This window comes from Moraxella sp. K127, assembly GCF_015223095.1.
GTDB lineage: Bacteria > Pseudomonadota > Gammaproteobacteria > Pseudomonadales > Moraxellaceae > Moraxella.
The window spans coordinates 1-26,778 of sequence record NZ_JADFBZ010000001.1 but is presented as its reverse complement, the minus strand read 5'-3'; the positions used below and the strand labels follow the sequence as shown (position 1 = coordinate 26,778).

Annotated in this window: 23 protein-coding genes and 1 tRNA gene; 7 read left to right on the top strand and 17 right to left on the bottom strand. The window is 43.8% G+C overall.

The features are described 5' to 3' along the window. Positions 1 to 211: 211 nt before the first annotated feature. The 3 genes from argF to dnaB all read right to left on the bottom strand — a co-directional run bounded on the left by argF (position 212) and on the right by dnaB (position 3,782). Entirely contained in the window at positions 212 to 1,132 is a 921-nt protein-coding gene (gene argF / locus IM753_RS00120) for an ornithine carbamoyltransferase (protein WP_065255566.1), read from the bottom strand. Positions 1,133 to 1,231: 99 nt separating this feature from the next. Continuing rightward, positions 1,232 to 2,335 (bottom strand): alanine racemase, encoded by a 1,104-nt coding sequence (gene alr, locus IM753_RS00115; RefSeq protein ID WP_065255565.1) that lies wholly within the window; start codon positions 2,333 to 2,335, stop codon positions 1,232 to 1,234. A 31-nt stretch (positions 2,336 to 2,366) separates the two neighbouring features. Beyond that, positions 2,367 to 3,782 carry a replicative DNA helicase gene (gene dnaB / locus IM753_RS00110; protein WP_062500053.1) on the bottom strand — a complete coding sequence of 472 codons (1,416 nt, stop codon included), beginning with the start codon at positions 3,780 to 3,782 and terminating at the stop codon, positions 2,367 to 2,369. 115 nt (positions 3,783 to 3,897) lie between these two features. Between dnaB and pdxA the strand changes: the two genes are divergently transcribed. Then, the gene (pdxA, locus tag IM753_RS00105; RefSeq protein ID WP_194108363.1) at positions 3,898 to 4,938 is read left to right on the top strand and encodes a 4-hydroxythreonine-4-phosphate dehydrogenase PdxA; all 1,041 of its coding nucleotides are present in this window, start codon (positions 3,898 to 3,900) and stop codon (positions 4,936 to 4,938) included. 16 nt (positions 4,939 to 4,954) lie between these two features. Here pdxA and IM753_RS00100 read toward each other — a convergent pair whose 3' ends face one another. Then, entirely contained in the window at positions 4,955 to 6,283 is a 1,329-nt protein-coding gene (locus IM753_RS00100) for an MFS transporter (protein WP_194108362.1), read from the bottom strand. 72 nt (positions 6,284 to 6,355) lie between these two features. Between IM753_RS00100 and IM753_RS00095 the strand changes: the two genes are divergently transcribed. Together IM753_RS00095 and IM753_RS00090 are read left to right on the top strand one after the other, a co-directional pair. Then, complete coding sequence (locus tag IM753_RS00095) at positions 6,356 to 9,313, top strand: autotransporter assembly complex family protein (protein ID WP_227713027.1); 2,958 nt, start codon at positions 6,356 to 6,358, stop codon at positions 9,311 to 9,313. Between the two features lie 387 nt (positions 9,314 to 9,700). Next, the gene (locus IM753_RS00090) at positions 9,701 to 14,782 is read left to right on the top strand and encodes a translocation/assembly module TamB domain-containing protein (RefSeq protein WP_065255561.1); all 5,082 of its coding nucleotides are present in this window, start codon (positions 9,701 to 9,703) and stop codon (positions 14,780 to 14,782) included. Positions 14,783 to 15,022: 240 nt separating this feature from the next. Here the strand turns inward: IM753_RS00090 and hemP are convergent, their stop codons facing one another. Continuing rightward, positions 15,023 to 15,184, bottom strand: a complete 162-nt coding sequence (hemP, locus tag IM753_RS00085) for a hemin uptake protein HemP (protein ID WP_227514671.1) — start codon at positions 15,182 to 15,184, stop codon at positions 15,023 to 15,025. Positions 15,185 to 15,408: 224 nt separating this feature from the next. Between hemP and IM753_RS00080 the strand changes: the two genes are divergently transcribed. The 4 genes from IM753_RS00080 (at position 15,409) to IM753_RS00065 (ending at position 17,893) form a co-directional block, all read left to right on the top strand. Then, positions 15,409 to 15,852, top strand: a complete 444-nt coding sequence (locus tag IM753_RS00080) for a (deoxy)nucleoside triphosphate pyrophosphohydrolase (protein WP_062500229.1) — start codon at positions 15,409 to 15,411, stop codon at positions 15,850 to 15,852. Positions 15,853 to 15,968: 116 nt separating this feature from the next. Then, positions 15,969 to 17,303, top strand: a complete 1,335-nt coding sequence (locus IM753_RS00075; RefSeq protein WP_065255560.1) for a glyceraldehyde-3-phosphate dehydrogenase — start codon at positions 15,969 to 15,971, stop codon at positions 17,301 to 17,303. Positions 17,304 to 17,429: 126 nt separating this feature from the next. Continuing rightward, positions 17,430 to 17,726, top strand: coding sequence for an SH3 domain-containing protein (locus tag IM753_RS00070; RefSeq protein ID WP_065255559.1), 297 nt, complete (start codon positions 17,430 to 17,432; stop codon positions 17,724 to 17,726). Between the two features lie 91 nt (positions 17,727 to 17,817). Further along, positions 17,818 to 17,893 (top strand) — tRNA-Gly (locus IM753_RS00065). A 259-nt stretch (positions 17,894 to 18,152) separates the two neighbouring features. Here the strand turns inward: IM753_RS00065 and IM753_RS00060 are convergent. The 12 genes from IM753_RS00060 to IM753_RS00005 all read right to left on the bottom strand — a co-directional run bounded on the left by IM753_RS00060 (position 18,153) and on the right by IM753_RS00005 (position 26,631). Beyond that, positions 18,153 to 18,692, bottom strand: coding sequence for a hypothetical protein (locus IM753_RS00060; RefSeq protein WP_194108361.1), 540 nt, complete (start codon positions 18,690 to 18,692; stop codon positions 18,153 to 18,155). Positions 18,693 to 18,802: 110 nt separating this feature from the next. Continuing rightward, a complete protein-coding gene (locus IM753_RS00055) occupies positions 18,803 to 19,330 on the bottom strand; it encodes a hypothetical protein (protein ID WP_065255557.1) in 528 nt (175 codons plus the stop codon). Then, positions 19,327 to 20,166 carry a polymorphic toxin type 44 domain-containing protein gene (locus tag IM753_RS00050; protein ID WP_083108361.1) on the bottom strand — a complete coding sequence of 280 codons (840 nt, stop codon included), beginning with the start codon at positions 20,164 to 20,166 and terminating at the stop codon, positions 19,327 to 19,329. Before IM753_RS00050 ends, IM753_RS00055 begins: the two co-directional genes overlap by 4 nt. A 27-nt stretch (positions 20,167 to 20,193) precedes the next feature. Continuing rightward, on the bottom strand, positions 20,194 to 20,622 hold the full coding sequence (locus IM753_RS00045) for a hypothetical protein (RefSeq protein ID WP_194108360.1): 429 nt from the start codon (positions 20,620 to 20,622) through the stop codon (positions 20,194 to 20,196). Further along, positions 20,615 to 21,313, bottom strand: coding sequence for a hypothetical protein (locus tag IM753_RS00040; protein ID WP_194108359.1), 699 nt, complete (start codon positions 21,311 to 21,313; stop codon positions 20,615 to 20,617). Before IM753_RS00040 ends, IM753_RS00045 begins: the two co-directional genes overlap by 8 nt. 73 nt (positions 21,314 to 21,386) lie before the next feature. Beyond that, positions 21,387 to 21,854: a hypothetical protein gene (locus IM753_RS00035; protein ID WP_156065041.1), complete on the bottom strand. Its 468-nt coding sequence runs from the start codon at positions 21,852 to 21,854 to the stop codon at positions 21,387 to 21,389. After that, the gene (locus IM753_RS00030) at positions 21,805 to 22,017 is read right to left on the bottom strand and encodes a hypothetical protein (RefSeq protein WP_065255552.1); all 213 of its coding nucleotides are present in this window, start codon (positions 22,015 to 22,017) and stop codon (positions 21,805 to 21,807) included. The genes IM753_RS00035 and IM753_RS00030 overlap by 50 nt, the downstream gene beginning before the upstream one ends. Positions 22,018 to 22,025: 8 nt before the next feature. After that, complete coding sequence (gene tssG / locus IM753_RS00025) at positions 22,026 to 23,000, bottom strand: type VI secretion system baseplate subunit TssG (RefSeq protein ID WP_194108358.1); 975 nt, start codon at positions 22,998 to 23,000, stop codon at positions 22,026 to 22,028. A gap of 2 nt (positions 23,001 to 23,002) precedes the next feature. Beyond that, on the bottom strand, positions 23,003 to 24,832 hold the full coding sequence (tssF, locus tag IM753_RS00020) for a type VI secretion system baseplate subunit TssF (RefSeq protein ID WP_194108357.1): 1,830 nt from the start codon (positions 24,830 to 24,832) through the stop codon (positions 23,003 to 23,005). A gap of 16 nt (positions 24,833 to 24,848) precedes the next feature. Further along, complete coding sequence (locus tag IM753_RS00015) at positions 24,849 to 25,304, bottom strand: type VI secretion system baseplate subunit TssE (protein WP_062500995.1); 456 nt, start codon at positions 25,302 to 25,304, stop codon at positions 24,849 to 24,851. Between the two features lie 3 nt (positions 25,305 to 25,307). Continuing rightward, entirely contained in the window at positions 25,308 to 26,069 is a 762-nt protein-coding gene (locus IM753_RS00010; RefSeq protein WP_065255549.1) for a type VI secretion system accessory protein TagJ, read from the bottom strand. A 76-nt stretch (positions 26,070 to 26,145) separates the two neighbouring features. Continuing rightward, on the bottom strand, positions 26,146 to 26,631 hold the full coding sequence (locus tag IM753_RS00005; protein ID WP_062500990.1) for a type VI secretion system tube protein Hcp: 486 nt from the start codon (positions 26,629 to 26,631) through the stop codon (positions 26,146 to 26,148). Positions 26,632 to 26,778: the final 147 nt, after the last annotated feature.

Here is a 26,778-nt window from a genome sequence, read left to right as displayed (position 1 = left end):
AGGGAAATTTTTAAGGGAAATTTTTAAGGGAAATTTTTAAGGGAAATTTTATTTAACATAATCCAAATTATTTATGCCTAATATAACGATGGGTTTTAAAAAGGGCATGGGGTAGGATAAATATGCCCAAAAACTTAAAATTACGGTAAATTCAATGATATATAGATGTAGGGGCATGCTAGGCACACCCCTTGATGGCGGACAATCAGTATTAAGCCAATTTAATTTTATCTTTTAACAAAAACTCCATCAGTGCCTTTTGGGCGTGCAAACGATTCTCTGCTTCGTCCCACACCACCGAGCGGGGGTCATCTAGCAGGTCATGGCTGATCTCTTCGCCACGATGAGCAGGCAAGCAGTGCATAAACAGCACGTCTTTATCAGCGGTGTCTAGTAGCTTGGGCGTGATTTGAAAACCTGCAAAGTCAGCTTCACGTTTTTTCTGCTCGGCTTCTTGCCCCATGCTCGCCCATACGTCTGTAACGACAAGGTGTGAGTCTTTGACCGCATCGGCAACGCTATTTGTCAAAGTCAAGCGGTGAGCGTATTTGGCGACCAGTTCACTGTTTGGCTCATAGCCTTTTGGCGTGGCGATGTTCAGATGAAAATCAAACTGCTCGGACGCTAAGATGTATGAGTTGCACATATTGTTGCCGTCGCCGACCCATGTTACCGTCTTGCCTTTGATGTCGCCTTTGTGTTCAAAAAAGGTCTGCATATCAGCAAGTAGTTGGCAGGGGTGATAATCATCGCTCAAGGCGTTGATGACAGGCACGGACGAGTGTTTGGCAAAGGTCTCTACACGCTCATGGGCGAATGTACGAATCATCACGATATCGGTCATCGAGCTAATAACACGCGCCGAATCTTCTATCGGTTCGCCACGCCCAAGCTGGGTATCATTGGGCGATAAAAACAGAGCTTGACCGCCAAACTGCCCCATGCCTGTCTCAAAGGACACACGGGTGCGAGTGCTGGATTTTTCAAAAATCATGGCAAGCGTGCGACCGACAAAGGGGCGATAAATCTCGCCTTTGTGTTGCATTTGGCGAAGTTCACTGGCACGACTGATAACGGTGCGAAGTTCTTCTTTGGATAAGTCAAGTAATGTTAAAAAATGGCGAACGCTCATGCCAACTCCTTGTTTTAATCATGGAAAAATAAAGGCATGAGTATAACAAATCTTTTTATAAAAATGCAATGCCTTAACCGATTTTATTGGTAAATAAACTTATGCCACAACACCCCGATATGGGCGGTTGGTGGTTTTACAAAACAGCTCATAACTAATGGTATTCGCCCAATGTGCCACACTATCGGCAGGCAAATCATCGCCCCACAGCATGACCGTATCGCCCACGCCCACAGGCAAGCCTGTGATGTCTATCATCATCATGTCCATGGCGACCCGCCCGACAATGTCGGCAAGATAGGTTTGAGTGTCTTTGACGATAGACACCTTAGCATCAGTAACCACACGGGGGTAGCCGTCGCCATAGCCGACACTTAGCACGCCAATGCGAGTGGGTTTGTCCGCACTCCATAGCCCACCATAGCCGACCTGCTCACCTATATTTAGCTCATGCGTGGCAAAGATTTGGGCGGTAAAATTCATCACAGGGGATAAGCCGAGCTCATCGGCAGAGCTGTCCGCCACAGGGCTTGCCCCATATAAGGCAATGCCTGCACGCACCCAGTCATGATGAGCGTGGGGGAAGTTGATGATTCCTGCTGAGTTGCACAGCGAGCCTTGTACATCGCCATATAAGGATTTTAGGGTGGTTAGCACATCATCAAATCGCTGGATTTGTAGGGCGTTGGCAGGGTGGTCTTTGTCATCAGCACAGGCAAAATGACTGGTAAGAATCAGCCGATATCCCTTATCGTGTAAAAGTTTGGCACAGGCTAGTACGTCATCACGCCCAAAGCCTAAGCGATTCATGCCGGTGTTGTATTTGAGCCAAATGGTGCGTGTGGGGTTGTCTGTGGCAGGCGTGTGCGATAACGCCCAGTCTAGTTGGGCTTGACAATGCACCACGCATTCAAAACCGTGTGTTTGGGCGGTAAGCCACTCATCTTGGCTAAACACGCCTTCGATGAGAATGATACGTTTGGGTAACTGCCCACAAAGCTCATGAATCGTCAGGGCTTCATCAAAACTTGCCACGCCAAAAGCATCTGCTTGCATGAGAGCAGGTAGGCAGTGGGCGACCCCATGCCCATAGGCATTCGCCTTGACCATTGCCATGACGTGTGCATGGGGGGTGTGGCGTTTGATTACGCCCAAGTTATGGGCTAGGGCGGTTTGGCTTATGGTGATGTGGGTGTGTCGCATGGGTTGTCCTGTTTATTTGTCATTTTATTTGTCATTCTTCTTCATAATCATCGGGTCTGTCGCCAACGATGAGATTATCAAAGCGGGTGTATTCACCCACAAACCTAAGGGGTAGTTTGCCGATAGGGCCGTTACGCTGTTTGCCAATGATAATCTCGGCAAAGCCTTTGTTGTCCGCCTTGTCCTTATAATACACTTCATCACGATAGATGAACATAATGAGATCAGCATCCTGCTCAATCGCCCCCGATTCACGCAAATCCGCCATCATCGGGCGTTTGTCGGTACGCTGTTCTAGGCTACGGTTGAGCTGAGATAAGGCGATGACAGGGCAGTTCATCTCACGGGCTAGGGCTTTTAGGCTTCGGCTAATCTCGCCAATCTCTTGGACACGGTTGTTCTCCATGCCCGGCACTTTCATAAGCTGTAAATAATCCACGACAATCATGCCCAAGCCTTCGGGGTGGTTCTTGGCGATACGTCGGCAGGTGGAGCGGACTTCGGATGGCGGTAGGTTGTTACGGTCGTCAATGTACAGATGAGTGTTTTGAAAAAAGGTCATCGCCTGCGACAGACGCACCCACTCATCTTCGCTCATCTGTGCTGAGCGTAGGTTGCTTTGGTTAATGCTACTAAACCCTGACATCATCCGCATGAGAATGGATTCGGCAGGCATTTCCATGGAGAACATGACCACGGGTAGCTCCTGCACCAGCACTTCTTGGGCGAGATTCATGGCAAAGGTGGTCTTACCCATGGACGGACGTGCCGCCAAAATAATCAGGTCGCCCCGCTGTAAGCCTTGGGTTTTATTATTGAGCTCTTCAAAGGGTGTACGCAGTCCGATGAGTCCGCCTTGACGGCTTTTAATCTCAACAAGTTGGTCAGTCACGCTTTGCAAGATGTCTTCGACTCGCCGAACCCCTTGCTTGCCCGTGCCACGAGAGTAGTCTTCATTGATGCGAAAAATATCTGCTTCAACCACGTCCAAAATCTCGCTCACGGTCTGTTTTTTGGGATGATACGCCAGATTGAGCATGGTATTGGCGGATTTGATGAGCTGACGATAGACCGAGAACTCACGCACCCGCTCGGCATAGGGGATTAGGTTAAAGAGCGTGGCAGGGCTTTGGTTGATTTGCATAAGATATTCTTCCCCGCCTGCCATGGCAAGTAGATTTTGCTGACTCAAAAAGTCATGCACCATCAGCGTATCATAAGGTTGATTGACCCGTGATAAATGATTGATGGCATTAAAAATTTGCCGATGACGCTCGCCATAAAAATCTTCTGCCTTGACAATGCCATCGATTTTCTCAAAGGAATCATCAATACTCATGAGTGACGCCAGTAACGCCCGCTCAATGTCCATGTTGTGTGGCGGTTGCAGGGTCAGTAGGTCATCATTGGTGGTTTTGGTGTCTTTTGGGGTGCTAACTTCGGTCATGGTGATTATTTTTAAAAATGGTGGTAAATTTTACCACAAAGCCCAAAAATGTGCTTTTTAAAATATTGATTAATCGGTAAAATAGACGACTCATTTATCCACATACGACATCAATATGCAGACCACGCCCCCCAAACCCCTACTCATTACCACAGGCGAACCTGCCGGCATTGGCATGGACATCGTCATCGATACGCTGACCCATCACGCCCACGCCTTGCCTACGCCCCTGATTATCTGTGCGGACAAACACGCCTTTGCTGAGCGAGTGGCACAGCTACAAAGACACAGCAAGGCACAGACGGACATACTGGCGGATATGGCAGTGATAGATGACATCGGTGAGATTGACCTATCTGCCCCACGCTCTATCTATCTGCTCCATGTGCCTTGCCCTGCCCCTGTGGTCGCAGGCGTGCTAAATGTCGATAACGCCCGCATGGTCAAGGTTCAACTTGACATCGCCCACACGCTCGCCACCACTCGCCAAGTTCGTGCCATCATCACTGCCCCCCTACAAAAATCGGTGATGATAGATGGTGGGGTGTGCCTAGATAATGGCGATAAATTTAGCGGTCATACCGAGTATTTTATGCACAAAGCAGGCGTGGATAAGGTCGTGATGATGCTTGCCAATGCCAAGATGAAGGTTGCCCTAGTAACCACGCATATCCCCCTAAAAGACGTACCCAGTGCCATCACACCCCAAGAGATTCGCCAAACGGTGCAAATCACGCACGATGAAATGGTGTATAAATTTGGCATAACTCGCCCCAAAATCCTAGTTTGTGGACTAAACCCCCATGCAGGCGAAGACGGACATCTGGGTGATGAAGAGCTGACCGTGATTAACCCTGTTTTGCAGACATTTGCCAAACAAGGCATGGATGTCAGTCTTGCCATGCCTGCCGATACACTCTTTACCGAGCGGAATTTGGCGGCGGCGGATGTGGTGATTGCCATGTATCATGACCAAGGGCTTGCTCCCTTAAAATCGCACGGTTTTGGCGATACGGTCAATATTACTTTGGGTCTGCCCTATGTGCGTACCTCTGTTGATCATGGCACGGCATTGACGCTGGCAGGGACAGGGCAGGCGAGCAGCAGTAGTCTTAGGCGTGCCATTGATATGGCGATGATGATGAGTGGGGGCTGATGAGATTTTCGCTGTTTTAAATCCTACCACCGTCTTTTGCCATTGCCATGCTGTCTTTATGATGGGTTAATTTTAAATATAAAAATATGCCAAAGACGACATTAATCATACCTGTGATTAAAAACAGTTGGGCAATGGAGAGTTTTAATGCTGTTAGAATGATGATAGAGAAGATGGCAGAGCCGACCATAAATATCGCATTAAAGATATTATTTGCCCCAATAATACGTGAACGATGACTGATGGGGGCATAAGCCTGCATAAAGGCATATAATGGCACGATATAAATACCCCCTGATAGACCCAATAAAAACAAATCAGCAAACACCCGAATTGTGCCATTTAGATTTAATATCTCACTGATGGTATAAGTACCATGGGCAGGTGCGATGATATGTATGCCACTTAGTGACAAATACAAATCCACAGCAAATAAGCTAAGTCCGATGATGCCAATGGGCAAAAGTTTTAGGCTGATTTGGTTTTTGGTGAGTGTTTTACATAATAACGACCCAATGGCAGTACCAACAGAAAATAGGGTCAATAATAAAATCACCACAGATTCATTACCATGCAAAATCACTTTACTAAACTCAGGGGTTTGGGTTAAAAAAGTCGCCCCATAAAACCAAAACCAGCTATTGCCCAAAATGATAAAAAATAATAACGGCAAACTGTATAAATATTTGATGACCCCAAAACTGGTGCGAAAAATATGATAATCAATATCTAAGTTGGGTTCGTGGGGTGCAATAGCAGGCACAAAGCCAGATGCAATAAAACCCAAAACGGCGATAAATAAGGTGGTTGCTGATATCCACACAAGCGAGTTATCAAGCTGGGTTAAGACCCCTGCCAACATCATGCCTGTTAAGATGGCAAGACTGGTACCCGTCTGAAACAGCCCATTTGCCCCGACCAGCTCATCTTTGTGCATGACTTCGGGCAGATAGGCATATTTGACAGGACCAAAAAAGGTAGAATGCGTGCCCATCAAAAATAACGCCACAAACAGCAAGGGATATAACTCAAAGACAAACCCGACCGCCGCCAAAGTCATGATGATGATTTCTAATACTTTAAGTTTTTGGGTGAGTTGTGATTTTTCGTATTTATCGGCGATTTGCCCTGCCAATGCCGAAAACAAAAAGTAAGGCAGGATAAATAGCAAGGCGGCAAGGTTGTTAAGCAAGCTGACCGCAACCCCCATTTTGGCGGCGGCGGTGTAGGTAAGCACCAAGATGAGTGCTTGTTTGAATATGTTGTCATTAAATGCCCCTAAAAACTGAGTGGCAAACATTGAACTAAAACGACGAGTTTTAAATAAAGAGAATTGGGATGCCATGATGCTTTGTGTTGATAATAGAAATGTTGTTGTTTATAATAGCAGAGATTTTTAAAATTTTTAAAATTTATCATGAAAAAAGTTGTATCTGTACACAAAAAAACACACCTGCTCTTGTGCTTGCATGCCCTGATGGGGGTTGGGGCATTGCCTGCGAGTGCTGGTCAGTTGCCGACCTTACCGCCCGCAGTCAGCCCTGATGCGTCCATGTCTGAGATGGCAGGCGAGACCAACAATAGCGAGCCAAGCAAGACAGATAATGATGGAATGAATAATGGCAAGCTGAGCGATACAGAGATGTTGGCGAATGGTCTGCCTGATGATGTGTTTTTTGGAGACATGTCCGCCAGTCAAATGCTGACCACGGCAGAGATTGAGAAAAAATTACAAGATGCCAGTACGGACAACCGCTTTTATGAGACAGCAGATGTCAGTCATGCCGACACCCGCCATGAAGATGGTTTTGCCAAGATTGAAGATGGCGACATTGCCACGCTTGGCACGGATAAGACGTCCATCGGGCTGGACGAGAGTGCCATTACCAAATTGCCCACTTATGAGAGTGTGACCGCAGGGCAGGATGAGACACAAAGCGAGCTTGACCCGACCGCTTATTTGCCTGAGTACGAATACGAAGCGAACACACCGCCCCCACGTCCTGATGCCGTCGTTGATGAGATTAAACCGCCAAATCTCATCAAACGCCTGTACAGCCGCCTGTTCAATGACGGCGTAGAAGCGGTCACTCGCCTAAAAGTCAATGTCTATCACGGGGGCGAGCGTGTGGGCTGGAATACGGCGGTGGAGAGTTTGGATGACTTTGAAGCCCTGCGAGCCAAGATGATGGCAAGACGTATGAATAACGCCAAAGCCACCGACAATGCCGACAAAGTCGCCCGTAAAACCCTAAAATCCGAACCATTTGCCAACATCGTGACCGCCTTAGAAGAGATTAGTGCTGAGAGTGTGGCAGACTTTGGGGCGTCGGTGGCACGCCTTAGGCAGACGGTCATCACCGCAGGTCAAGCGGTGGGTTATTATGATTTAAATTTTAGCATAGAGCGGGCAGGGGCAGGCGAGATAAATCTGGTCATGCATGATTTGGGCGAGCCTGTCGTTGTGGATAATGCGGTACTGGATGTGCGTGGTCTGGGGGCGGATGACCCTGCCTATGTCCAAGCCCAAGACAACGCTCCGCTCAAACAGGGCGATGTCTTTCATCATGGCAAATATGAAGACAATAAGGCAATCATTGATGAAGTCAGTGGCGAGCATGGTTATTTTGATGGTAGATGGCTTAGCAACTCTGCGGACGTGATACTGCCTGATAATGTGGCGGACGTGAACTTGGTCTATGATACAGGCGAGCAATACCGCTTTGATGATGTGGTGTTTTTTACCGTGGATAAGAACACAGGTCAGCTGACGACCGACCCTGACAAACTGCCCGTCAAGCCCGAAGTGCTACGCAAACTGGTCACCTTTGAGATGGGTGATGCCTATAATCGCACCGCCACACGCAACCTAAGCAATAACTTACTTGCCACGGGTTATTTTAATGCGGTCAATACCGAGATAGTCCTACCCAGTCAGACCCCAGAGACGGGGATTAATTTTGAAAATACCACTGCCCGAGCCGAGACGGATGATGGTAGCCAGACGGTGGATTTGGGTGATGGCGTGACGGCGACCATCGACCCGATTGACTTTACCACAAGTGAGATTATCAGCGACAAACTGGCGTTGGTCAAACAAAAAGCCGAGCGACTCTATAACGCCCCTGATGACCGCCTGCTTGTCACCGACAGCAGTAAGCAGTCACGCAGTATCCTAGGGCGTATCTCGGATGCGGTCAGTAGCGTGGCTAAGATGATACTGCCCGATGAGTCCAGCGATGTCCTGCCAGAGCTACCCGAAGGTGTAGAATCGCCTGTACTGGCAGGGCGAAAAGGTGGGCAGGATGTCTATGAAGACAAAAAAGTGCCACTGTATGTCTTTGTGATGTCGGACAAGCCCCGAGATGCCCAAATCGGTGTGGGTTGGGGGTCAGACAGTGGCACAAGATTTATCACAAGGATTGAGCATAATTTACTCAACCGTGATGGCATGCAAGCAGGAGCGGATGTACGGATATCACAAAACAAAAAAGGTGTAGATACTTACATTACTCGCCCCATCGGTCACCCCTTAAATGATAAAGCCAAAGCATCACTGGGCTATAACGAGGAGAGAATTAATCAAGGTGTGGGGAATTTTGATTTGTCCAGCAGAACCTTAGAGACAGGATTAAGCCGTAATCTTGTCAAAGACAATGGTTGGAATCGCACCTATTCGCTAAAATATCGTTTAGATGAGCTTAAAACCAACGCCCCACGGGAGACATGGCAGGATCTGCCAGTGCAATTTGAACATGGTAAACCTACCCAACAAGCACTACTGCTAGGTTATGCCATGAATAAGATGGTGGCGGATAATTTGGCAAATCCCATGAAAGGTTATCGTCAGCACTACTCATTAGAGCTTGGCAAACAGGGCTTATTAACCGATACCGATATGGCAATACTAAGAGCGGGGGTAAGTGGCGTGTATAGCTTTGGTGATAACAGCCATGGAAAAGACCGTCAGCACCAGCTGATTGGCAGTCTTAATTTGGGCTATTTGTGGGCAGATGACTTTAATGCTGTACCGTATAAATTACGCTTTTTTGCAGGTGGCGACCAAAGCATTCGTGGCTACAACTATGACAGCTTGTCACCTTTATCTGATAAAGGTTATCTGACAGGAGGTCAAGCCTTAGCCGTAGCAAGCGGTGAGTATAACTATGAAGTCCTAGAAGGGCTAAGATTGGGTGTATTTGCCGATGTGGGCAATGCCTATGATAAGGATTTTAAAAATGACACCAAAGTTGGAGCAGGCGTGGGTGTGCGTTATGCCTCCCCGGTAGGACAGGTGCGACTGGATGTGGCAACGGGCGTGGGAGAAAAAGATAAATCGGTGAAATTGCACTTCTTTATCGGGGCTCCTTTTTAAAAATTTAAATGATAAGTCCGTTCAAATTTGCATTTGAAATATTCGTGAGTATTGTAAATGGATGATGTCTTTGGATGGATTTGTAAGGGCAAATTGCAATTTGTCCCATATAAAGCTGTAAAGTATTGATTTTTAAGTGAGCAATTTTTTATTGTATGTTCAAATTTGGCATATATTCTTATTTGTTATGATGATTGATTTTACGTTGATTTTACATTAGACTTCTTTCCAAACCCCGATTTTTGTGGATTTTTAAAAACTTCAACCCCAATACTTATAAAGGTTTATTTTTAGTTTGGAAAGAGATTTATTGAAAAATTGCTCAAATTATGGTTTAATGCATCATTTTTTATGATAATTTTTATCGCCTAACGACCACTGTTTGCCATGACTGACCACAAGCCCACCGACCCTAAAAATGCCACGCCTGATGATAAGGCAGGGACGGATTTGCCTCATCAGTTGGGTACAGACCCATCACACACACCGCCAAAACCCAAATGGCAGGTGTATCTCATTCGGCTGTTTGTCGCCATTGTCATCGTGCTTATGCTGATTTTTGCATTGCTGTTTTATGCCATTAGCACCGAGACTGGCACCAAATTTGTTTTAGAAAAAATCGCAACCGAGACTGGCACCAAGCTGTCCTATGGCAAAGGCAGTTTGCGTGGGGGTGTGTGGGTGAATGATGTCATCATCGCCCAAGGCGAAGACATGGAAATAAAGGTCAATCAAGCCTATGTTAAATTGGGCTGGCGAGCGGTCTTTGCCCGTCAAGTACATTTGGCAGAAGCGAGCATTGATAAGCTTGACATCATCAACCACAAACCGCCCACAGGCGAGCCGTTTGATTATGCGACCATTGATTTGCCCGTTAGCCTACGCCTACAAAACACGACCGCAAGCACAGTCAGTTATATCCAAAGTGATGGCACGGGCGGTTATAAAGACGCCATTTATCTGTACGACATTGCTTTGACAGATGGCAAATGGGTAGGGACGGATGTGCATATCAAAGGCGGGAGTCTTGACTTTAATCATGACGTGAGCGTGAGTAATGTCAATGGCGAGATTCGTCTGACAGGCGACTATCCGCTCTCCGCCACGGCGGATGTTAAGGTGTCCGCCTTGGATAAGGCGTATTTTGACACGCTACACGCCACCGCCAAAGGCACGCTCAAACGCACGCACGGCAAAGTCACCAGTAAATACAACAAACACGACATTCATGGTGAGTTCGTCGCCCAAGGGCTAGATGACGGCTCGCCATTTAGTGCCAAACTGTACGTCAATCATGCCGTTCTGCCCTATGCCGAGGAGCAGAACATCACGATAAAAGATGGGATAATTACCGCTGATGGCGTGGTTGAACGCATTGAGCTACGCATGAATGCCGACTTGACAGGTAGAGACATACCAACCGGTCGGTATTATGGTCGGGGCGTGGTGCGTGATGGTGGCATGGACATCGAGACACTGACGGCAGACACCCCGAGCGGACAGCTCCATGCTGATGGCAACATGGAGTGGTCAGATGAGTTCATGATGGATGTGACGGTGCGTGGCGATGGCGTGCGAGTGCGTGAGTTCATGCCTGTTGAATACACCGACTATCAGGCGTATCTGCCGATGGTGCTAGATGGGGCTTTGAGTTTTCAATATTTTTATCTGGACAAGGCGACCAATGAGACTCGCTTGGCATTTGACCTAGCCCAAAAAGATGGCGAGCGAGTGCAGGCAACGCTCGCCCAAAGCCAAGACAGCCCTAACGCCCCGTGGCGGATTCATGCCGATTGGCAAAACTTGGTGCGAACAGGCGTGCCAAACATTGATAACATCAATAGCCCACACGGCACGGCAAGCATTCGCCTAGAAGAGGGGCGAACCTACATTGAGGGCAAGGCAAACGTCAAGGCGTTATCGGTTGCCCCTGTGGGGGATTATGACATTCGTGCCAATATCGAAAAGGGCGAGCGGATTCATCTGATGGACTTTCATTATCAAGGCGAGCTTGGGGGCTTGACGGGGACAGGGCGGATTGACCTTGCTACAACCAGCACGCCGTTGGCTTGGCAGTTTGATTTGGCGACCGATGGCTTTATGCCCAATGCGTATTTTGACATCCCTGATAAGACCCCATTTTCACTCATCAAAGGCACCATCCTAGCCACAGGGCGAATGCGTGAAGATGGGCAAAATACCAAGGCAAAGACAAATACCACAAGCTCGCCCAAAGAGCCAAATCATACAAGACAGTCGCATGAGATTAACATCATTCGCTCGGACTTGACAGCGACCCTTGCTGATGACAGCACCATGACTCTATCAGGCGAGGGCAAGGCGTTGGTGCAGATGGCAGGTGCGGACGTTAGTCATTTTACCGCCGATTTTAAGGGCAGATTTGGTCAGAGTCTACTGCCCAAGGTTGGCACGGGCGATATTGTGCTTGGGGTTTATGGCAACTTAGATAAGATGAACATCAACACCCTAGACTATCGCACGCCCAAAGGCGGGCTGTCAGGTTCGGGGGTGTTGACGCTCGCCCAAGGCATTGGTTGGGACATCAAGGCTCGACTTGATGAGATAGACACGTCTACTGTGGTGGATAATACGAGCTTGCTTGCTGTCATCACAGGCGACATGAGTAGCACAGGCAGTTATCAAGATGGTAAACTGGGCAAACTTACCGCCAAATTTGACGGTCAAGTCGCTCATGATGACGTGCCAGACGGTCAGCTGATGGTAGATGTTAGCGGAGCGAATGACCGCTTTGTGGTACATCGCTTGGAGCATACAGGGGGGGCAGGTGAGCTGTCAGCGTCAGGGACGGTGGATATCGGGCAGATGGCGTGGGATTTGACGGCGAAAATGAATGCCTTGAACATCGGTCGCTTTGTGCGTGACATGGACAGCGAGCTGACAGGGGGCTTTACCACGACAGGGCGGTGGGGTAAGGACATTCAGCGTATCGCCATTGATGGCTTGGCTCTGACAGGTGTCATGCGAGGGCAGGATGTGACTGCCACAGGGTCGCTGTCGGGGGAGTTTGATTTGCCTGATGATTTGGGTGGATATATTGGCAGTCTAAAAACCAGTCCTGAGAGTTTTGACTTGCAAAGCATTACCGATTTTCAGCGTCAGTTGGAACAAAACACCAGACAAACCCGCCAAATCATCCGTAAGCTAAATGCCGAGAAAGTCCAAGTTCGCATGGGCGATAATGTCGCAAGCATGCATGGCAATGAGCAAAATCTCACCACAGCACTTAATCTTACCGACCTAAGTCAGCTCACTCCGAGTGCTCGGGGGGCGATAAAAGGCGGTGTGATTTTGGTGGATAATCGCACCGAGTTACCGACCATTTATGTGGATTTAAATGCCAATGACGTGCGTACAGCGGATGTCATTGTCCAAAAGGCGAGCTTGGTGGGTAAGATTGTCAATCTGGGCAATGCCCCCAGTCAGCTATTAGTTGAGGTGTCAGACATCATCGCCATGGGACGGGTAGTGAAGTCGGCACGGCTTGATTTTAAAGGCACGCAGGATAAGCACGAGTTGGCACTGACGACCAAAAATGCTCAGGTGGAGGCACGTGCCAAAGTGGTGGGCGGTTTTAACAGTCAAACCAAGACTTACCAAGGCGTACTGGGCGAAGGGCGGATGGAGACCCGCTTTGGGCTGTTATCACAAAGACAGCCGACCGAGTTTAAGATAGGACTAGATAAGAGCTTACAAATCGCCCCGCACTGCTGGCAGACAAGTAAAACCCGTGCAGGCGGTACAGGGTCGCTGTGCCTACAAGACACGCTGGTCTATACCCCCAATGAAATCAAAGCGGATTTGGTCATCCAAGACCTTGATACGTCCGTACTCTCGCCTGCCATGCCCAGTGATATCTTTTGGCATTCTAAGTTAAATGGCAAAGCCAAAATCAGTCATAAAAAAGGCAATGCCAACCCCCAAATTAATGCTGTACTATATTCGGATAATGGACGACTGGGACTGTATGGCGATGATACAGGCTATGTGGAAATGCCCTATGAGCGTATCTCGGTCATCGCCCAAAGTACGCCCACAGGGCTAAAACTACGCACCGATGTGGCAGGGACGATAGGCGAAGGCTATGCTGATGTGCTGATGAATCCATTCGCCGATGACAAGCCCATCTCGGGGGCGGTGGTGGTTAATGACATTAATTTGGCGGTGGTGCGTCCATTTTTGCCAAGCCTAAAAGCCCTATCGGGCAACGTTACGCTCCAAGGTGGTGTGGGCGGTACGCTGTCTCGCCCCTTGTTCTATGGTAATGCTGAGCTGACGGATGGGCATTTGGCGGTCATGGATGTGCCTTTGGATTTGACAAACATCAACCTATCAGCTCAGGTATCAGGCACGCAAGCGACACTGACAGGTGATTTTGTTGGTGGGCAGGGGCAGGGCGTGCTGACGGGGCAGGTAGATTGGCAACAGGAACTCCAAGCCAAAGTAAATCTCTCCGCCGATGATTTGACCATCAGCTCGCCCCCCATGGTCGTGGCACAGGTCAGTCCCGACCTTGAAGTGGTGGTCAAGCCCTTATCTCGCTATGTGGACATCAAAGGCGTGGTGGTCATACCATCAGCGACCATTCGCCCGCCCGAAGCACAGGGCGATGTCGTGGTTCAGTCGCCTGATGTGTCGGTGCTTGACCGTCGCCTGTCGGGCAATGTCGCACAGGTGTTGGCAGTGTCAGCCCCATGGAGTATCAATGCTGACATCGGACTGGATTTGGGCGATGATGTGACATTCCGTGGTTTTGGTGCTAAACTCCCACTGGCAGGGGCGTTGCACCTGACCCAAAGCGGACAGGGAAAAACCCAAGCCCGGGGCGTGATACAGGTGTCTGAACGCACCAAGATTGATGGTATTGGGCAAAATCTCGAACTCAACTATGCCCAAATTCGCTTTAATGGCGATATGCTAAACCCCCGTCTATCTATCGAAGCTGAAAAAGAGATAGAAGGACAAACGGTGGGTGTACGCATCAAAGGCACGGCAAATGCTCCAGATATTAGCGTGTTTAATAACGCAGGGCTGTCCGAACAACAAGCGATGAACGCCATCATCACAGGGCGACTGTCACCATCGGCAGACAGTCAAATCTCCGAACAAGGTTTTCGCTCGCAGGTCACCAATAACTTAGCGGCGGCAGGGTTAAACCTTGGTTTGTCAGGCACACGTGGACTTACCAACCAAATCGGCAGTGCGTTGGGTTTTGAGAGCTTGACGGTGGACGCGTCAGGTAATTCAAGCGACACGCATGTTAATGTTACAGGCTACATCACGCCTGACCTATATATCCGCTATGGTGTGGGCGTATTTAATGCCGAGACTGAACTGTCCATGCGATATCAGCTGACCCGCCGTGTCTATGTACAGGCGACATCTGCCGCTGAAAACATGGTTGATGTGATTTATCGTTGGAAGTTTTAGGTTGGATAATGGGATAAGTATAATTTACTTCATTCTCAACTTAAAATGGTAACTTGTTGATTTTTCAATGATTATTTTTAGAGTTGTAGGGGCGAATTACATTCGCCCTTGAAAAGTCAATCACTTATACAAAGTTGGGAATGGGGTATAATTTATCCTTACCTATTTGCTAAAAACCAAAAAGCACACCACGATTAGGGGCGTACTTTTTGGTTTGGAGTTTATGAAAATTTTGATAAATTATTTGGTTAAAATCAAGCGGTTATTGCGTGTCAGACGCAAGCGATATTCTTCGCCCTGATGTTCAATCCGCACTTCCTTGGTCAAAGCGAATAAGTTTTGTGAATGCAGGGTGGGCAGACGAGTGGATTCACGGTTGCTAAAATAACGAGCGATGGTCATGGTCATGACAAGTTTCCTTATGATTGGACGGGTTGCGGATATTTTTCCGAGCCGTCTGGCTGATAATAACTATTAGCTTAAAATGATAATTTTATCTAAACACTAAATTTTTACAAACAATAAAAGTTATCATTTGTTGATATAATATCAAATTTTTCTAAGATTGCAAATATAAATTGCAAAATTTGATAAATTTGACCATTTTTCTGATAAAAGGTATAAATATGACTACCAAAGGCAAAAATTCTCCAAAAATCACCCCTGTGGCGGTAGCGGTATTGCGATATGGCGATGAATTTTTACTGGCGACCCGTCATGCTCATCAACATCAAGGCGGTAAATTGGAATTTGTTGGCGGTAAGATTGAGCCAGATGAAACACCCCAAACCGCCCTAATCCGTGAAGTGAGTGAAGAGCTTGGCTTGGATATTAGTAATAATGCGATGAGTGAGCTTGGGCAAGTTTATCACGATTATGAAGATAAAGCAGTTAGACTATATGTGTATGATATTATTTTGAGTGATAGCCAATATCTTGATTTTAAAGACAAAAAATTTGGCTTGGATAATCAGGCTTTATTATGGCTTGATAAAATGACTTTATTACAAAGTGATGAACGGTTTCCGCAAGCAAATCAGCAGATTTTGATGTGGTTGGATAGTATGTAAATTAAAAAATACCCCTATTTTTAAAATAAATAACCCTTGTCAAAACACCCAAATTCCTTTAAAATTTGGGTGTTTTGTTATATTATCCATTCCATTCATTCATGATAGGACAGCATATGAGCATTTATCAAGACCACCTAACCAAACGCCAAACCCAAGAAACCCAAGCAACAGAACTGCTTGTTGCCCTTGCCAAATTGTCTACCCAAAACGTCAATGTTCTGTTTTTTGGTGAGCGCGTGGCGTTGTCGGTATCGGACATTCTGGCCAAGCACGCCAAGGCAGGACTTGACGTGGCGGACACCCTTGCCCTTGCCAAAGACATCACCGCTACCAATATCACCGCCGATTTGGGACAAGCGGTCAAAGAAGGTAAAAAAGCAAGCGATTTTGCCAATGGCACCGAAATCCCTGCCACGGACGTGGTACTCTATGGCTTTGGGCGTATCGGGCGTATCTTGGCACGTCTACTTATGAGCCGTCCTGCCTCTGATAAGGGCTTACAACTAAAAGCCATCGTGGTACGCCCCGCAGGAGACGGCGACCTTGATAAGCGTGGTTCGCTATTGGAGCGTGATAGTGTGCATGGCTGGTTTGACGGCTCGGTGGAGATTGACAACGCCAATAGCGGTATCATCGTGAACGGTCGCTTTATCAAATTCATCTACGCCTCTGACCCCAGCGAGATTGACTACACCGCCCACGGCATTGATAATGCTATCGTGATTGACAATACAGGTAAATGGAAAGACGAAGCAGGGCTTGGCAAGCACCTAGCAAGCAAAGGCGTGAAAAAAGTACTACTCACCGCCCCTGCCAAAGGCGACATCAAAAACGTGGTCTATGGCGTAAACCATGACACCATCGGGGGCGACACCATCGTATCGGCAGCGTCTTGCACCACCAACGCCATCACGCCAACGCTAAAAGTGCTACACGACACCTATGGTATCGTAAACGGACATATGGAAACCGTCCACGCCTTTACCAACGACCAAAACTTGGTAGACAACCACCACAAATCCGACCGCCGTGGTCGTGCCGCTCCCTTAAATATGGTCATGACTTCAACGGGAGCTGCCTCTGCTGTATCCAAAGCCATTCCTGAGTTAAAAGGCAAACTCACAGGCAACGCCATTCGTGTGCCAACGCCAAACGTCTCGCTTGCGATTTTAAACCTTAACTTTGACAAAGCAGTCGGTTCTGCTGATGAGCTAAACGCCTTTATCAAAGAAAAATCACAAAGCGAGCAGTGGCAAGAGCAAATTGACTACTCAGACAGCCCAGAGGCGGTATCTACCGACTTTGTTGGTTCTGAAAAAGTGGCGATTTTTGATGCTAAGGCAACCATCGCCACCGACAACCGTGCAACCTTGTATGTGTGGTATGACAACGAAATGGGATACAGCACGCAGGTCATTCGTGTGGCGGAAGTGATGGCGAATAATTAATCGGTTGTTTATTTGCTAAATTGGTTGTTAATGACAGGGTATTTGTGTTATGCTGACAAATACCCTGTTTTGTTGTAAATTTAAAGATTAATAAACGTCTTTTTGAGTTATTTTTTGAGCATTGTTATGAAAATCAAATCTTTATTAGCTCCCACCCTAACCGCCATCGGACTTAGTATGGCACTTGCCATGCCAACCACTGCATTTGCCCAAACTTGCAAAGTTACCGACCCGACAGGCACTCCGCTTAATGCCCGTGCCACGCCTAACGGTAAAGTTATCGGGCAAGTCAAAAATGGTACGACTGTCTATGTCTCAGAGTATGATTATGATGATAAAGGACGTCCATGGGCATTGGTATTTAATGCCAGAACTGATAGATACATCGGTTGGGTGTTTCGTGAGTTTATCAGTTGTTACTAATTTGGGTGCTTTTTAAAAAAAATTTTAAAAAAGTGCTTGACGTCTGCCAAAAATGCTATATAATACGCACCCATACAGCGAATGCTGATATGCGGGAATAGCTCAGTTGGTAGAGCACAACCTTGCCAAGGTTGGGGTCGCGAGTTCGAATCTCGTTTCCCGCTCCAAATTTTAAAAAGCCCAAATCGAAAGGTTTGGGCTTTTTTGTTGTTTGAGACTTAAGGAATATAGGGGAGTGAATTTTGATTGAAGATGGTTATTACAGAGTTGCTCAGTTTGTCTATATGAGCTATGGCTGTTTTGTATTAGAGTTATTGCGAAATTCAAAAATTTTGGCTTGCAAACCTTGATTTATTGGATTTAGAATTTTGACAAGCTCGATAAAATCTTAATCTCGCAAGAGGTCTATTATACTAAATATCACACCTAAATATCATAAAGATTAAAATTCTCATAGTTATACATCGGCTTTTTACAAAACCGCTTATAGGTTGGTGTTACCACAGTTCTGTCAGAATAGACTTCTATTTTAAAAGAGCAGGAGGGTTTTTGATGATTTTCTATTGGTTTTGTAGAAAAATTTACATGAAAACGTTGATAAATATTATTGTTAGTTAAATATTTTCCGCCATATCTTATTTCAATAGAAACGTAAACCTGATTTTGTTCATGGTGATACTTTGGATTTAAGAAATATTTTGATTTTCCATTCCTTTTTATGTCATAATAATATTTAAAACTTTTATATTCATCCTCATCTTCAAAATCAAAACTATCTTCATTTTTATGTTTGTATTGAAAATTTGAGAAAGAAATTTGTTTGCCTGTTTTATTGTGTATTTCAAATACTGTATCGTAAAAAAATATAGATAATTGTACGTATAAATACATTGTTGTGACGCAAAAAATAAAAAAAGAAGTTTTTTTATATTTCTTTATCAATTTGACTAAATTTAATTTTTTCATTTTTTAATCCTATTTGGATTGCTTGGATTGTTGCACCAATGGATTTGTTTTGAGTTTGGTAGTTGGTTTTGTGGTATGTTATCTACAATGCCTAACAGACTGTTATGGGGTTAATAAGATTGTGATTGGTGTTTTGGATTGTAAGGATTAAAATTCTCATAGTTATACATCGGCTTTTTACAAAACCGCTTATAGGTTGGTGTTACCACAGTTTTATCAGGATCAACTTCTATTTTAAAAGAGCAAGAAGGTTTTTGGTTGGGGTATGTGGGTTCATCTATAAAGCTAGCGTGATTCATCTCTATGAAATCCGTAGTGTAGAAATTAAGAGTCAAACGTCTTTTTTCTTTTCTCCAATATTTGCTATTAGATACTAGTGTTATTGATTTCTGTTTTGTTAAATCATAGTAAGATTTCAAGGTTGATAATTCTTCGTCACTAAACATAGGGTCTATAACATTGGGAATCTCTGCTTTTGTATATTTAATTAGATGATTGCTTTTATTATATATCTTGAAAGTTGTATCATAATAAAATAAAGAAAACTCACTGTATATTGAAAATAAAAATATTAAAAATACAAAAAAAGAAGTTTTTTTATATTTCTTTATTAATTTTACTAAATTTAATTTTTTCATTTTTTAATCCTATTTGGGTTGCTTGGATTGTTGCACCAATGGATTTGTTTTGAGTTTGGTAGTTGGTTTTGTGGTGTGTTGAAAATATACAACATGTCTTCAGGGGTTAATTTGTCAGCAAATTTACCACGTTTTTTATAAAGCTCAAAGCCAATTTTCATTGCAGTATTGTCATCTAAGGTATCTGCTCTTGGCAATCTTCTTTCTTTGAATGCAGATATAATATCACTCCCAACTTGTTGCACCCAAGATCCTGACAGCAAGGCCTGCTCGGAAAACCCAACACTAAGCCCAACATAGCCATAGTGAATATTTGACCATATATCATAGAAATAATCAAATTTTTTATATTTATGATAATGGCTGTGAGAACATGCCCCTCTAGGAGTTAGTCTATGTACTGTTACTTTTAGTAATTTTTCATCTGTTACTATCTGCCACTTATGATCCCAAGGCTTATTCGTATCAACCATGTCATGCCATAATTTAAGCGATATTATGGGGTTTCTTTGGATTTCTGGGTTACGAATGGGTTGTCCGAATTCAAATGGGTCTTTAATTTTGCCAATTCTCTCATTTGACTTATCAAACTCTCTTTGTAATTCTGCTCCTATCTCTCCGGTATTATGATAACGAATTTTTTGAGCAACCAAGGATTTTACGTTTCTCTTAATCTCGCCGACAATATATTTCGCTACTTCTATCGCTCCATCTTGATTGTGAGGACAGATTGCTGTTTGTTTATTGTGATTGGGATTTTGTGCATTGGTGGCGGTGGTGGTTTGTATTGTGTTCATAAATACGGTTTTTGTATTTATGGCGTCAGAGTTTAACATCACTTGTACGTTAAATAACCTTAAGTATTAATCAGGAACATCACAACCGCCAGATTGTAAATAGTTATCAGAAAAATAATTAAAATACTCACAATAGACAGTTTCATTAATATGGGGGTTAAATGGATAAAATTTAACATCAAAAATAATAAAGTCTCCATTGTATAAAACCACAAGAAAACAAAGAGAAAAAAGTATTATTTTAAATCTTTTTAATAAAAATAATTTTACTTTTTTATTTAAAATCAACAATAAATAAACAACAGGAGTTAAAACCATCAGATTTAATAAAAATCCAAGATAATAAAATTCAAAAAAATTAGATATTGATTTAGAGCACCAAACCCAAATAAATTCATATAAAGAACGAGTATGAAGTACACTAACCCAATAAAAATTGGTAATAATCCAAGCAGCTATAAGAATGGCGTGTGATAAAATTTTAATATCAATCATCAATTCTAAATCCTATACCAGAAGTTTGGGTATTGTCTTTATGAAGAGCCGCTCTAACTTTCCATTTTTTATTTAAATATAAAAACACAGAATCACTGCCATCACAAGCAAAGGCATGAATACAGCCCTCACCTTCAAATAAGTCTCTAAATGCATAATAACTCATTTTTGCGGTTTTATCTTCCTCTAAAAATATCACCACATTACCATTGGATTTGATACCAAAGCCCACTTGTCCCGATCTTGAAGCCAGATTTAAATCATGAAATTTCTTAGAGCTTCTTTGCAACAGATATTTTTTATGCTCTGGTTTAGGCTCTCCATATAATATAATATCTTTTAAATCACTTTTGGTATACACATTTTTTTCTCCATAAAGCAGACTATTAATAATTAAAGGACACAGTCCCCCTATCCCTGTATGATGCTGTGTTGTTGGGTCTCCTTCTTTTACTATCCATTGATAATCAAGGGTTTGAGAGATGCTCCAAAGACCAGGTGAGGGCATACCATAAATCTCATCATTGGCAAGAATGGACAGTCCTTGATTGGCATTTGTACCAATGTTATAGCCATACCATTGCCCATTAATACACACATCAAAATCTCCCATTTTTTCTAAAGATGCTCGGTGAACCGTGCTACTAAAAGGGTCGGGTAAATATATGCCATATTGCAAAATGGGTGTCATTCTAACCTTTTTCCTTTTAAAATCACTTTATGTACGCCCGTCTCTTTAAAAAATACATAGTCAATTTTGCTCATTAGACAGAATCCTTAAAATTTAATTGAGACTCAGAAATCTTTTGATAAAATTCTGCAAATTCTGACTGTTTCCATTTTAAGGTATGAATATGCTCCAAAACAATCAAATATCTATTTAACCCATTCATAAGTATCACATTGGCATTATCCTGACCAAATCTTGTGACATAGTCTTTCTTTAATTGATTTAGATTCTCAAATTGCTGGGATAACGAATGCGAAGTATCAGCCATACTTCCAACAATCGTTAACTCATTTTCAATCTTATAATCAATACCATCTATAGTTATTGTCTTTGAGTTTGCAATATTCTTTGGTGGTATGTAATAAATTTTATTATCAAGTGACAGCCAAAATTCTTGGATTTTAATGTTGTCAATAAATAATTCCCCGCATTCAGAAAATCCACCCTGTTTTTCAATACAACCCAAAATACCTAAACTGGCTGTTAGTTGGTTTGGTGTCAACTTTAATTTTCCTATTTCTGATAAATTGGGTTTTAATAAGATGTTTGGGCAGTCGCTTGTGAGAGTGTGGCTTTATACGACCGTCATCAGTGATGTAGAAACTTGATGTGTCACTGACGACCACGATGCTGTCTTTGGCTTGTATGGCGATGATAAAAGTCATAGTACGCCCTAATCAATATCTATGATGACATGGGGGTTTTCTTTGGGTTGCCCAAGCCAACTGTTACGCCCTAGTGGGTGCAAAGTGTCTAGGCGACTGGGGCGGATGTCGTCTTTATCGACAATGATTTTGATGTCAAATTGATAGCTGTGCTTGGTGTATCGGACGACCCACCTGATGAGCTTATCAAATAGATGTCCTCCTTTTAAAAAATCCAAATATTTAGCAGTGCTCACAGGCCCGATGATGACTCGAAATTTTTGAGTGGCATCAAAATAATGTGTGCCAATCAAAAGCCCTGAACCTAAAGGCTCTAAAAGCTGAGAGGAAAGGGTGGTTGTGTGTGCTTCGGCAGGAATCCATTCGCCAATATTTTCTTCTATCTGTATGGGTGTATCAAAGTAGCCACTGAGTATCTCAATGAGATTGTGTGTGGGCATATTTTGATTGAGTAATAAGCTAGAATAGTAAAACTGGCTGTATTTTAACAGTCCCTCCATGCCTTCATCAGCCAAAGGCTGGTTGCCAACAAAGCCAGCGATGTGCTCACTAAATAGAGGATTGCTCTTATTGTCAAGCATGACCGCAGGTTCTGAACTAAGCCACGCTTTATAAAATAGGCTGATTAGACGATGATGAAAGATGTCTAAAAAATCGTTAAAGGTATGATCTTTTTCGTGTAGATTCTTCTCATAAATCGTCTCGGATAGGTGCAAGGGTAGGGCACCGTTTGCCCCTAGCATGCCAAAGCCTTTTATCTTGACTTTGAGAAATTTACCCTGTGAGGTGATTTGGTGTACTTGTCGCTCCTGAAATGATAGTTTGGCGAGCTGTCCAAATCGCACGTTGTGCTCTGTTAGTTGTACCTCGTCTCCGATGTTTCTAGTAAGATTGGCGTGCAGATGTAAATATCTAAGTAGAGCAAACAGTTGCATGTCATCGGTGTTTAAAGGGGTTGCTTGAACTGGGATATCAGATGACATAACTACTCCAAAGAACTCAATGTGGCAATAATCTCATTCTTTTTATTGCGTAATGTTAGTTTGGTAAAATGATTGATGGGCGAATACCCTTTTAGATGACTGAGCAAAACACAGCCCCAAATATAAGGATGGGCATGACTCATGACTGCCTCATCTATGATGATTTCAAAATGTAAGCCATTTAAGGGGATGAGCTTGCGATTGCGTTTGTGGCTTTCGTGAGTTTTGCAGGCTGTAATGCTAATGATTGCATCAATCTGTGCTTTAAAAGATTGATTTTTTGACATTTCATGAATGGTCAGCAGACTGTCTTTGATATGGTTGGTTAGTGATTCTACATTATTCAAATCATCAATGATGAAATTAGAGGCGATCAGATTCATCAGTCGCCACTGGGCGACAGTGTGAGAGGGTGAGTCCAAAGGTTCGGTGAAACGACACTGCCTAACGATTTTGGTAATCTTGAATCGGTCATCAAGTTGCAAATCTTCATCAAGCGTCCAGCTGATGTCTCTGACCAGACTTCGGTTGCTACACCAAGCTTCAACCGATAGTTGATTTAGGTCGTGCTGAGTGATGTGTTGATATTGATTAGTGATGGTAACATAGCATTCATTACCCTTGTAGGAGTTGTTTGTAGAGGCTAGTTGGTTTGAGCGATAGGTGTCAGTATAAAATCCAACATCTTGGGTGCTCTCCAAGGTGTGATAACCATCGACTTTGTAGATGGGTTCAAAAGATTTTATTTTGGTATTGACTGAATTAAATCCTTCCATGGATTTTATGGAGATAATTTCAAAATCTTTGGCTCTGATTTTGTCCATGACGATGTGTTGTTCGTTGGTATTTTGGTTGATGACAAAACGTGTTTTTTTGATAAAATGATTGCTAATAATCATGCTGTTTAGGTCTAGACAATCATGGGTGAGATATTTTTCGATATTATCAGAAAAGTCACTTAAGCCAAACGATAAAGTAAACTCCACCATGTCATCAGAGGAGGTTTTTTTATGTCGTTTTAGGCAATCTATTATGATAGCCTGTAAATCGTTTATGGTAAAGAACAAGGTCTTTTCAGGCAGTATGCTGTATTCCACCACATCTTTTAAATGGCTGATTTTTCTATCGTTGGATATGTCAAGATTAAAATCCATGCCAGTAAGCTTAATTTTGGGGGAGTAGATGTTTTTATGGTCTTTTTGACCGACACTAAGAGAAGTGGCTTTGGTTGATAGGTGATATAATAGCTCTGTGGCGGTATAATGGTCGGTATTTTTGATGTAAAAATGGATACAAGAAAAGTCAATGTCCTTAATGGACAGTGTTTTTGGAAAGCTAAAAATGATGTCTAATTTGGCTTTTTGGCGTTCTTGGGAGAGGTAATTGTTTTTAAAGGTCTTGATGTAATTGACTTTTTGGATGTGAAAAGGAGTGATTTGTAGCGGATGACAGGTGGAAAAGTTGCAGGTAGCTGTATTCTTTTTTTTGGCATGCGTGAATACGGAGCTCTGAGCAGGAATGATAAAGGGGGTGTTCTCATTGGTGTAACAAGAGACGATGGCACAGCTGGGTATGACCTTATTAAAACTTGGTTGGATGACTTGAAAGATGTGTTCTAGAAATTTGGGGTATTGCTCATCGATTTTTAGATTGATGCGAGCAGTTAAGAAGCTCACTGCTTCAATCAATCTTTCAACATAAGGGTCTTCTATCTCTGGTGCTAATAATCCAAGATGTCCAGCCACAGCAGGATGCTCTTTGGCAAATTCTTTACTGGCTTCACGAAAATTTTTTAGTTCTTGATGGTATTTTTCCAAAAAGTTGCGGTTCATGACATGCTCCTAGATATTATGTTGGGTTAAAACTGCCTGTTTCTAAGTCTAGTTTGGTGGTTAATACAAATCGCTCGGGATGTGGGCTTGAGCGTATTAGCCCTGTGATTTGTATGCTTACTTGATTGTGTAGGATGTCATCGGCGTGCTTTGTTAGGCATTTTACCTCCAAGCTTTCTGGCAGTATCCGACTTTCAAAGGCTCTGATGGATGCGGTGATGTTGCTCTCTACATCAAGCCAGTTGATCTCTGAGGCTCTTTTACCTGATAAGGGGTGTATGCCATAATTCATGACGCAGTGATAGGTTTCGTTTTGGCTAAAATAGGCGTGATTGTCTGTGTAGTAACTTGCGGTATTTAATAAAGAGAGCAAATCCCGAATCACAAACTCTCTTAACTGACTGTGAGAGATGCTAGCACCAGAGGTGTACTGCATGAGCCTGTCATAGATACTTGCGGTATTGTTTGCCATTAGTTACCCTCTTGTGATGACATCAATATCAAGCAGGGGGATATCCACATCGCCTGATGTCAATGTCTTCTGACCGTTTGCCCATGATAATTTAGATATTTGTTCCCATTGGGTGCGCTTGTTTTGTTTGATGTCTTCTGATACCTCGGTTAAAATAGGATATCTGGCAGGTATAAAGGCTGAGATTTCCTGTTGGTTTTGTAAGGTTATTTTGGCACGTCGCCACAAAATATCTGTGAGTACTTCGTGTCGCCAAAAATGAATGGATCGGATGTTATTGGCGGGTAACCAGTAGTAATGAGCATCCACAAATATCTCAAAGACACTAGACAATCTAAAATCACTGTCAATCCATGAATCTTGATAGTTCTGTTCGTCATATGTGGCGATGGTTGCCCAAAAGTCGCACTCATCAATGAGCTGGCTGAAAATATCCACTATATTATCGTTATCGCCATAGAAGGCTTGTAATAACAGGGTCTGATTGTCATGAAAAGCTGTATCAGGGTAAGCAAGCGGTGCTTTGGTGTTTTTAAACACTTCATCTCGCTGTATCTCGCAAAGAATGTTTTGTTTAAGTAGGGATTTGACGTGTGGGTCGTTATGGATTTTTAGAAAATTATCGGTGGTGTTCAAGGCTTTTTGCCAATCCGCCTCTAGGCAATAACATTGAATGAGTGCCAGTCTGGCATTTAGGTTCATGGGATCTTTTTTAAGCTGGCTAATGAGTGTCTCTATATGGTGAGTGATGTTATCAATAATCATAAGGTGACCTATACTGATATAAAAACACAACCTAATATTAATATAAGGTTGTGTTTTAAAAAGGTGAAATGGCTGATTAGCCGATGGCTTTGTTTTGTTTGATGTCGTAACCCATTTGAGTTTCGGCACCACGACCGCCACGCTCGGTTTGTTCCCAGTATTGGTTTTTGATTTTGACGGCTTGGAATGAGTAATTCACATAAAGAACTTCATTGTCCTTGGAACCGACGAACTCAACGCCAGTTACCATGACGTCTTCTAGTGTGATTCTAGAGTACTCAATCTGTTCGCCACCTGCCTTGCAAACTGAGATTTCCACTTTGGGGATGTGCCGACCAATGGCACTGTGTTTGAGAACGGTAGGAGCTGCCTTATCAATAGCGGCTGTTACTTTTAGGTCTTGGAAATTAACCTTGCCCGCACCACCACCACCACCTGTGGTTAGAGTGGCAGGCTGACTGGCACCCCATGTAAAGTTATGAACATCAATCCAATCCTTGTGTCCTGCATCCTTGGATTCGCCATTCACGCCATCGATTTTTAAGAAAATATCTATAGCCATAATGTGCACCTTTATAAAAGAAAATGTGAGGTTGATTAACTCATCAATGGGAGATACACTACTTTATAAATAATATCGTATCTCATTTAAATGAGTTCATGTGATTATAGCGAAAACAAAATAAATAATCAAGCAAATTTTTTTCAT

Excerpts from the sequence above, each read along its gene's own strand:
- argF (WP_065255566.1), bottom strand. The coding sequence starts at position 1,132 with ATGAGCGTTCGCCATTTTTTAACATTACTTGACTTATCCAAAGAAGAA.
- alr (WP_065255565.1), bottom strand. The coding sequence starts at position 2,335 with ATGCGACACACCCACATCACCATAAGCCAAACCGCCCTAGCCCATAAC.
- dnaB (WP_062500053.1), bottom strand. The coding sequence starts at position 3,782 with ATGACCGAAGTTAGCACCCCAAAAGACACCAAAACCACCAATGATGAC.
- pdxA (WP_194108363.1), top strand. The coding sequence starts at position 3,898 with ATGCAGACCACGCCCCCCAAACCCCTACTCATTACCACAGGCGAACCT.
- IM753_RS00100 (WP_194108362.1), bottom strand. The coding sequence starts at position 6,283 with ATGGCATCCCAATTCTCTTTATTTAAAACTCGTCGTTTTAGTTCAATG.
- IM753_RS00095 (WP_227713027.1), top strand. The coding sequence starts at position 6,356 with ATGAAAAAAGTTGTATCTGTACACAAAAAAACACACCTGCTCTTGTGC.
- IM753_RS00090 (WP_065255561.1), top strand. The coding sequence starts at position 9,701 with ATGACTGACCACAAGCCCACCGACCCTAAAAATGCCACGCCTGATGAT.
- hemP (WP_227514671.1), bottom strand. The coding sequence starts at position 15,184 with ATGACCATCGCTCGTTATTTTAGCAACCGTGAATCCACTCGTCTGCCC.
- IM753_RS00080 (WP_062500229.1), top strand. The coding sequence starts at position 15,409 with ATGACTACCAAAGGCAAAAATTCTCCAAAAATCACCCCTGTGGCGGTA.
- IM753_RS00075 (WP_065255560.1), top strand. The coding sequence starts at position 15,969 with ATGAGCATTTATCAAGACCACCTAACCAAACGCCAAACCCAAGAAACC.
- IM753_RS00070 (WP_065255559.1), top strand. The coding sequence starts at position 17,430 with ATGAAAATCAAATCTTTATTAGCTCCCACCCTAACCGCCATCGGACTT.
- IM753_RS00060 (WP_194108361.1), bottom strand. The coding sequence starts at position 18,692 with ATGAAAAAATTAAATTTAGTCAAATTGATAAAGAAATATAAAAAAACT.
- IM753_RS00055 (WP_065255557.1), bottom strand. The coding sequence starts at position 19,330 with ATGAAAAAATTAAATTTAGTAAAATTAATAAAGAAATATAAAAAAACT.
- IM753_RS00050 (WP_083108361.1), bottom strand. The coding sequence starts at position 20,166 with ATGTTAAACTCTGACGCCATAAATACAAAAACCGTATTTATGAACACA.
- IM753_RS00045 (WP_194108360.1), bottom strand. The coding sequence starts at position 20,622 with ATGATTGATATTAAAATTTTATCACACGCCATTCTTATAGCTGCTTGG.
- IM753_RS00040 (WP_194108359.1), bottom strand. The coding sequence starts at position 21,313 with ATGACACCCATTTTGCAATATGGCATATATTTACCCGACCCTTTTAGT.
- IM753_RS00030 (WP_065255552.1), bottom strand. The coding sequence starts at position 22,017 with ATGACTTTTATCATCGCCATACAAGCCAAAGACAGCATCGTGGTCGTC.
- tssG (WP_194108358.1), bottom strand. The coding sequence starts at position 23,000 with ATGTCATCTGATATCCCAGTTCAAGCAACCCCTTTAAACACCGATGAC.
- tssF (WP_194108357.1), bottom strand. The coding sequence starts at position 24,832 with ATGAACCGCAACTTTTTGGAAAAATACCATCAAGAACTAAAAAATTTT.
- IM753_RS00015 (WP_062500995.1), bottom strand. The coding sequence starts at position 25,304 with ATGGCAAACAATACCGCAAGTATCTATGACAGGCTCATGCAGTACACC.
- IM753_RS00010 (WP_065255549.1), bottom strand. The coding sequence starts at position 26,069 with ATGATTATTGATAACATCACTCACCATATAGAGACACTCATTAGCCAG.
- IM753_RS00005 (WP_062500990.1), bottom strand. The coding sequence starts at position 26,631 with ATGGCTATAGATATTTTCTTAAAAATCGATGGCGTGAATGGCGAATCC.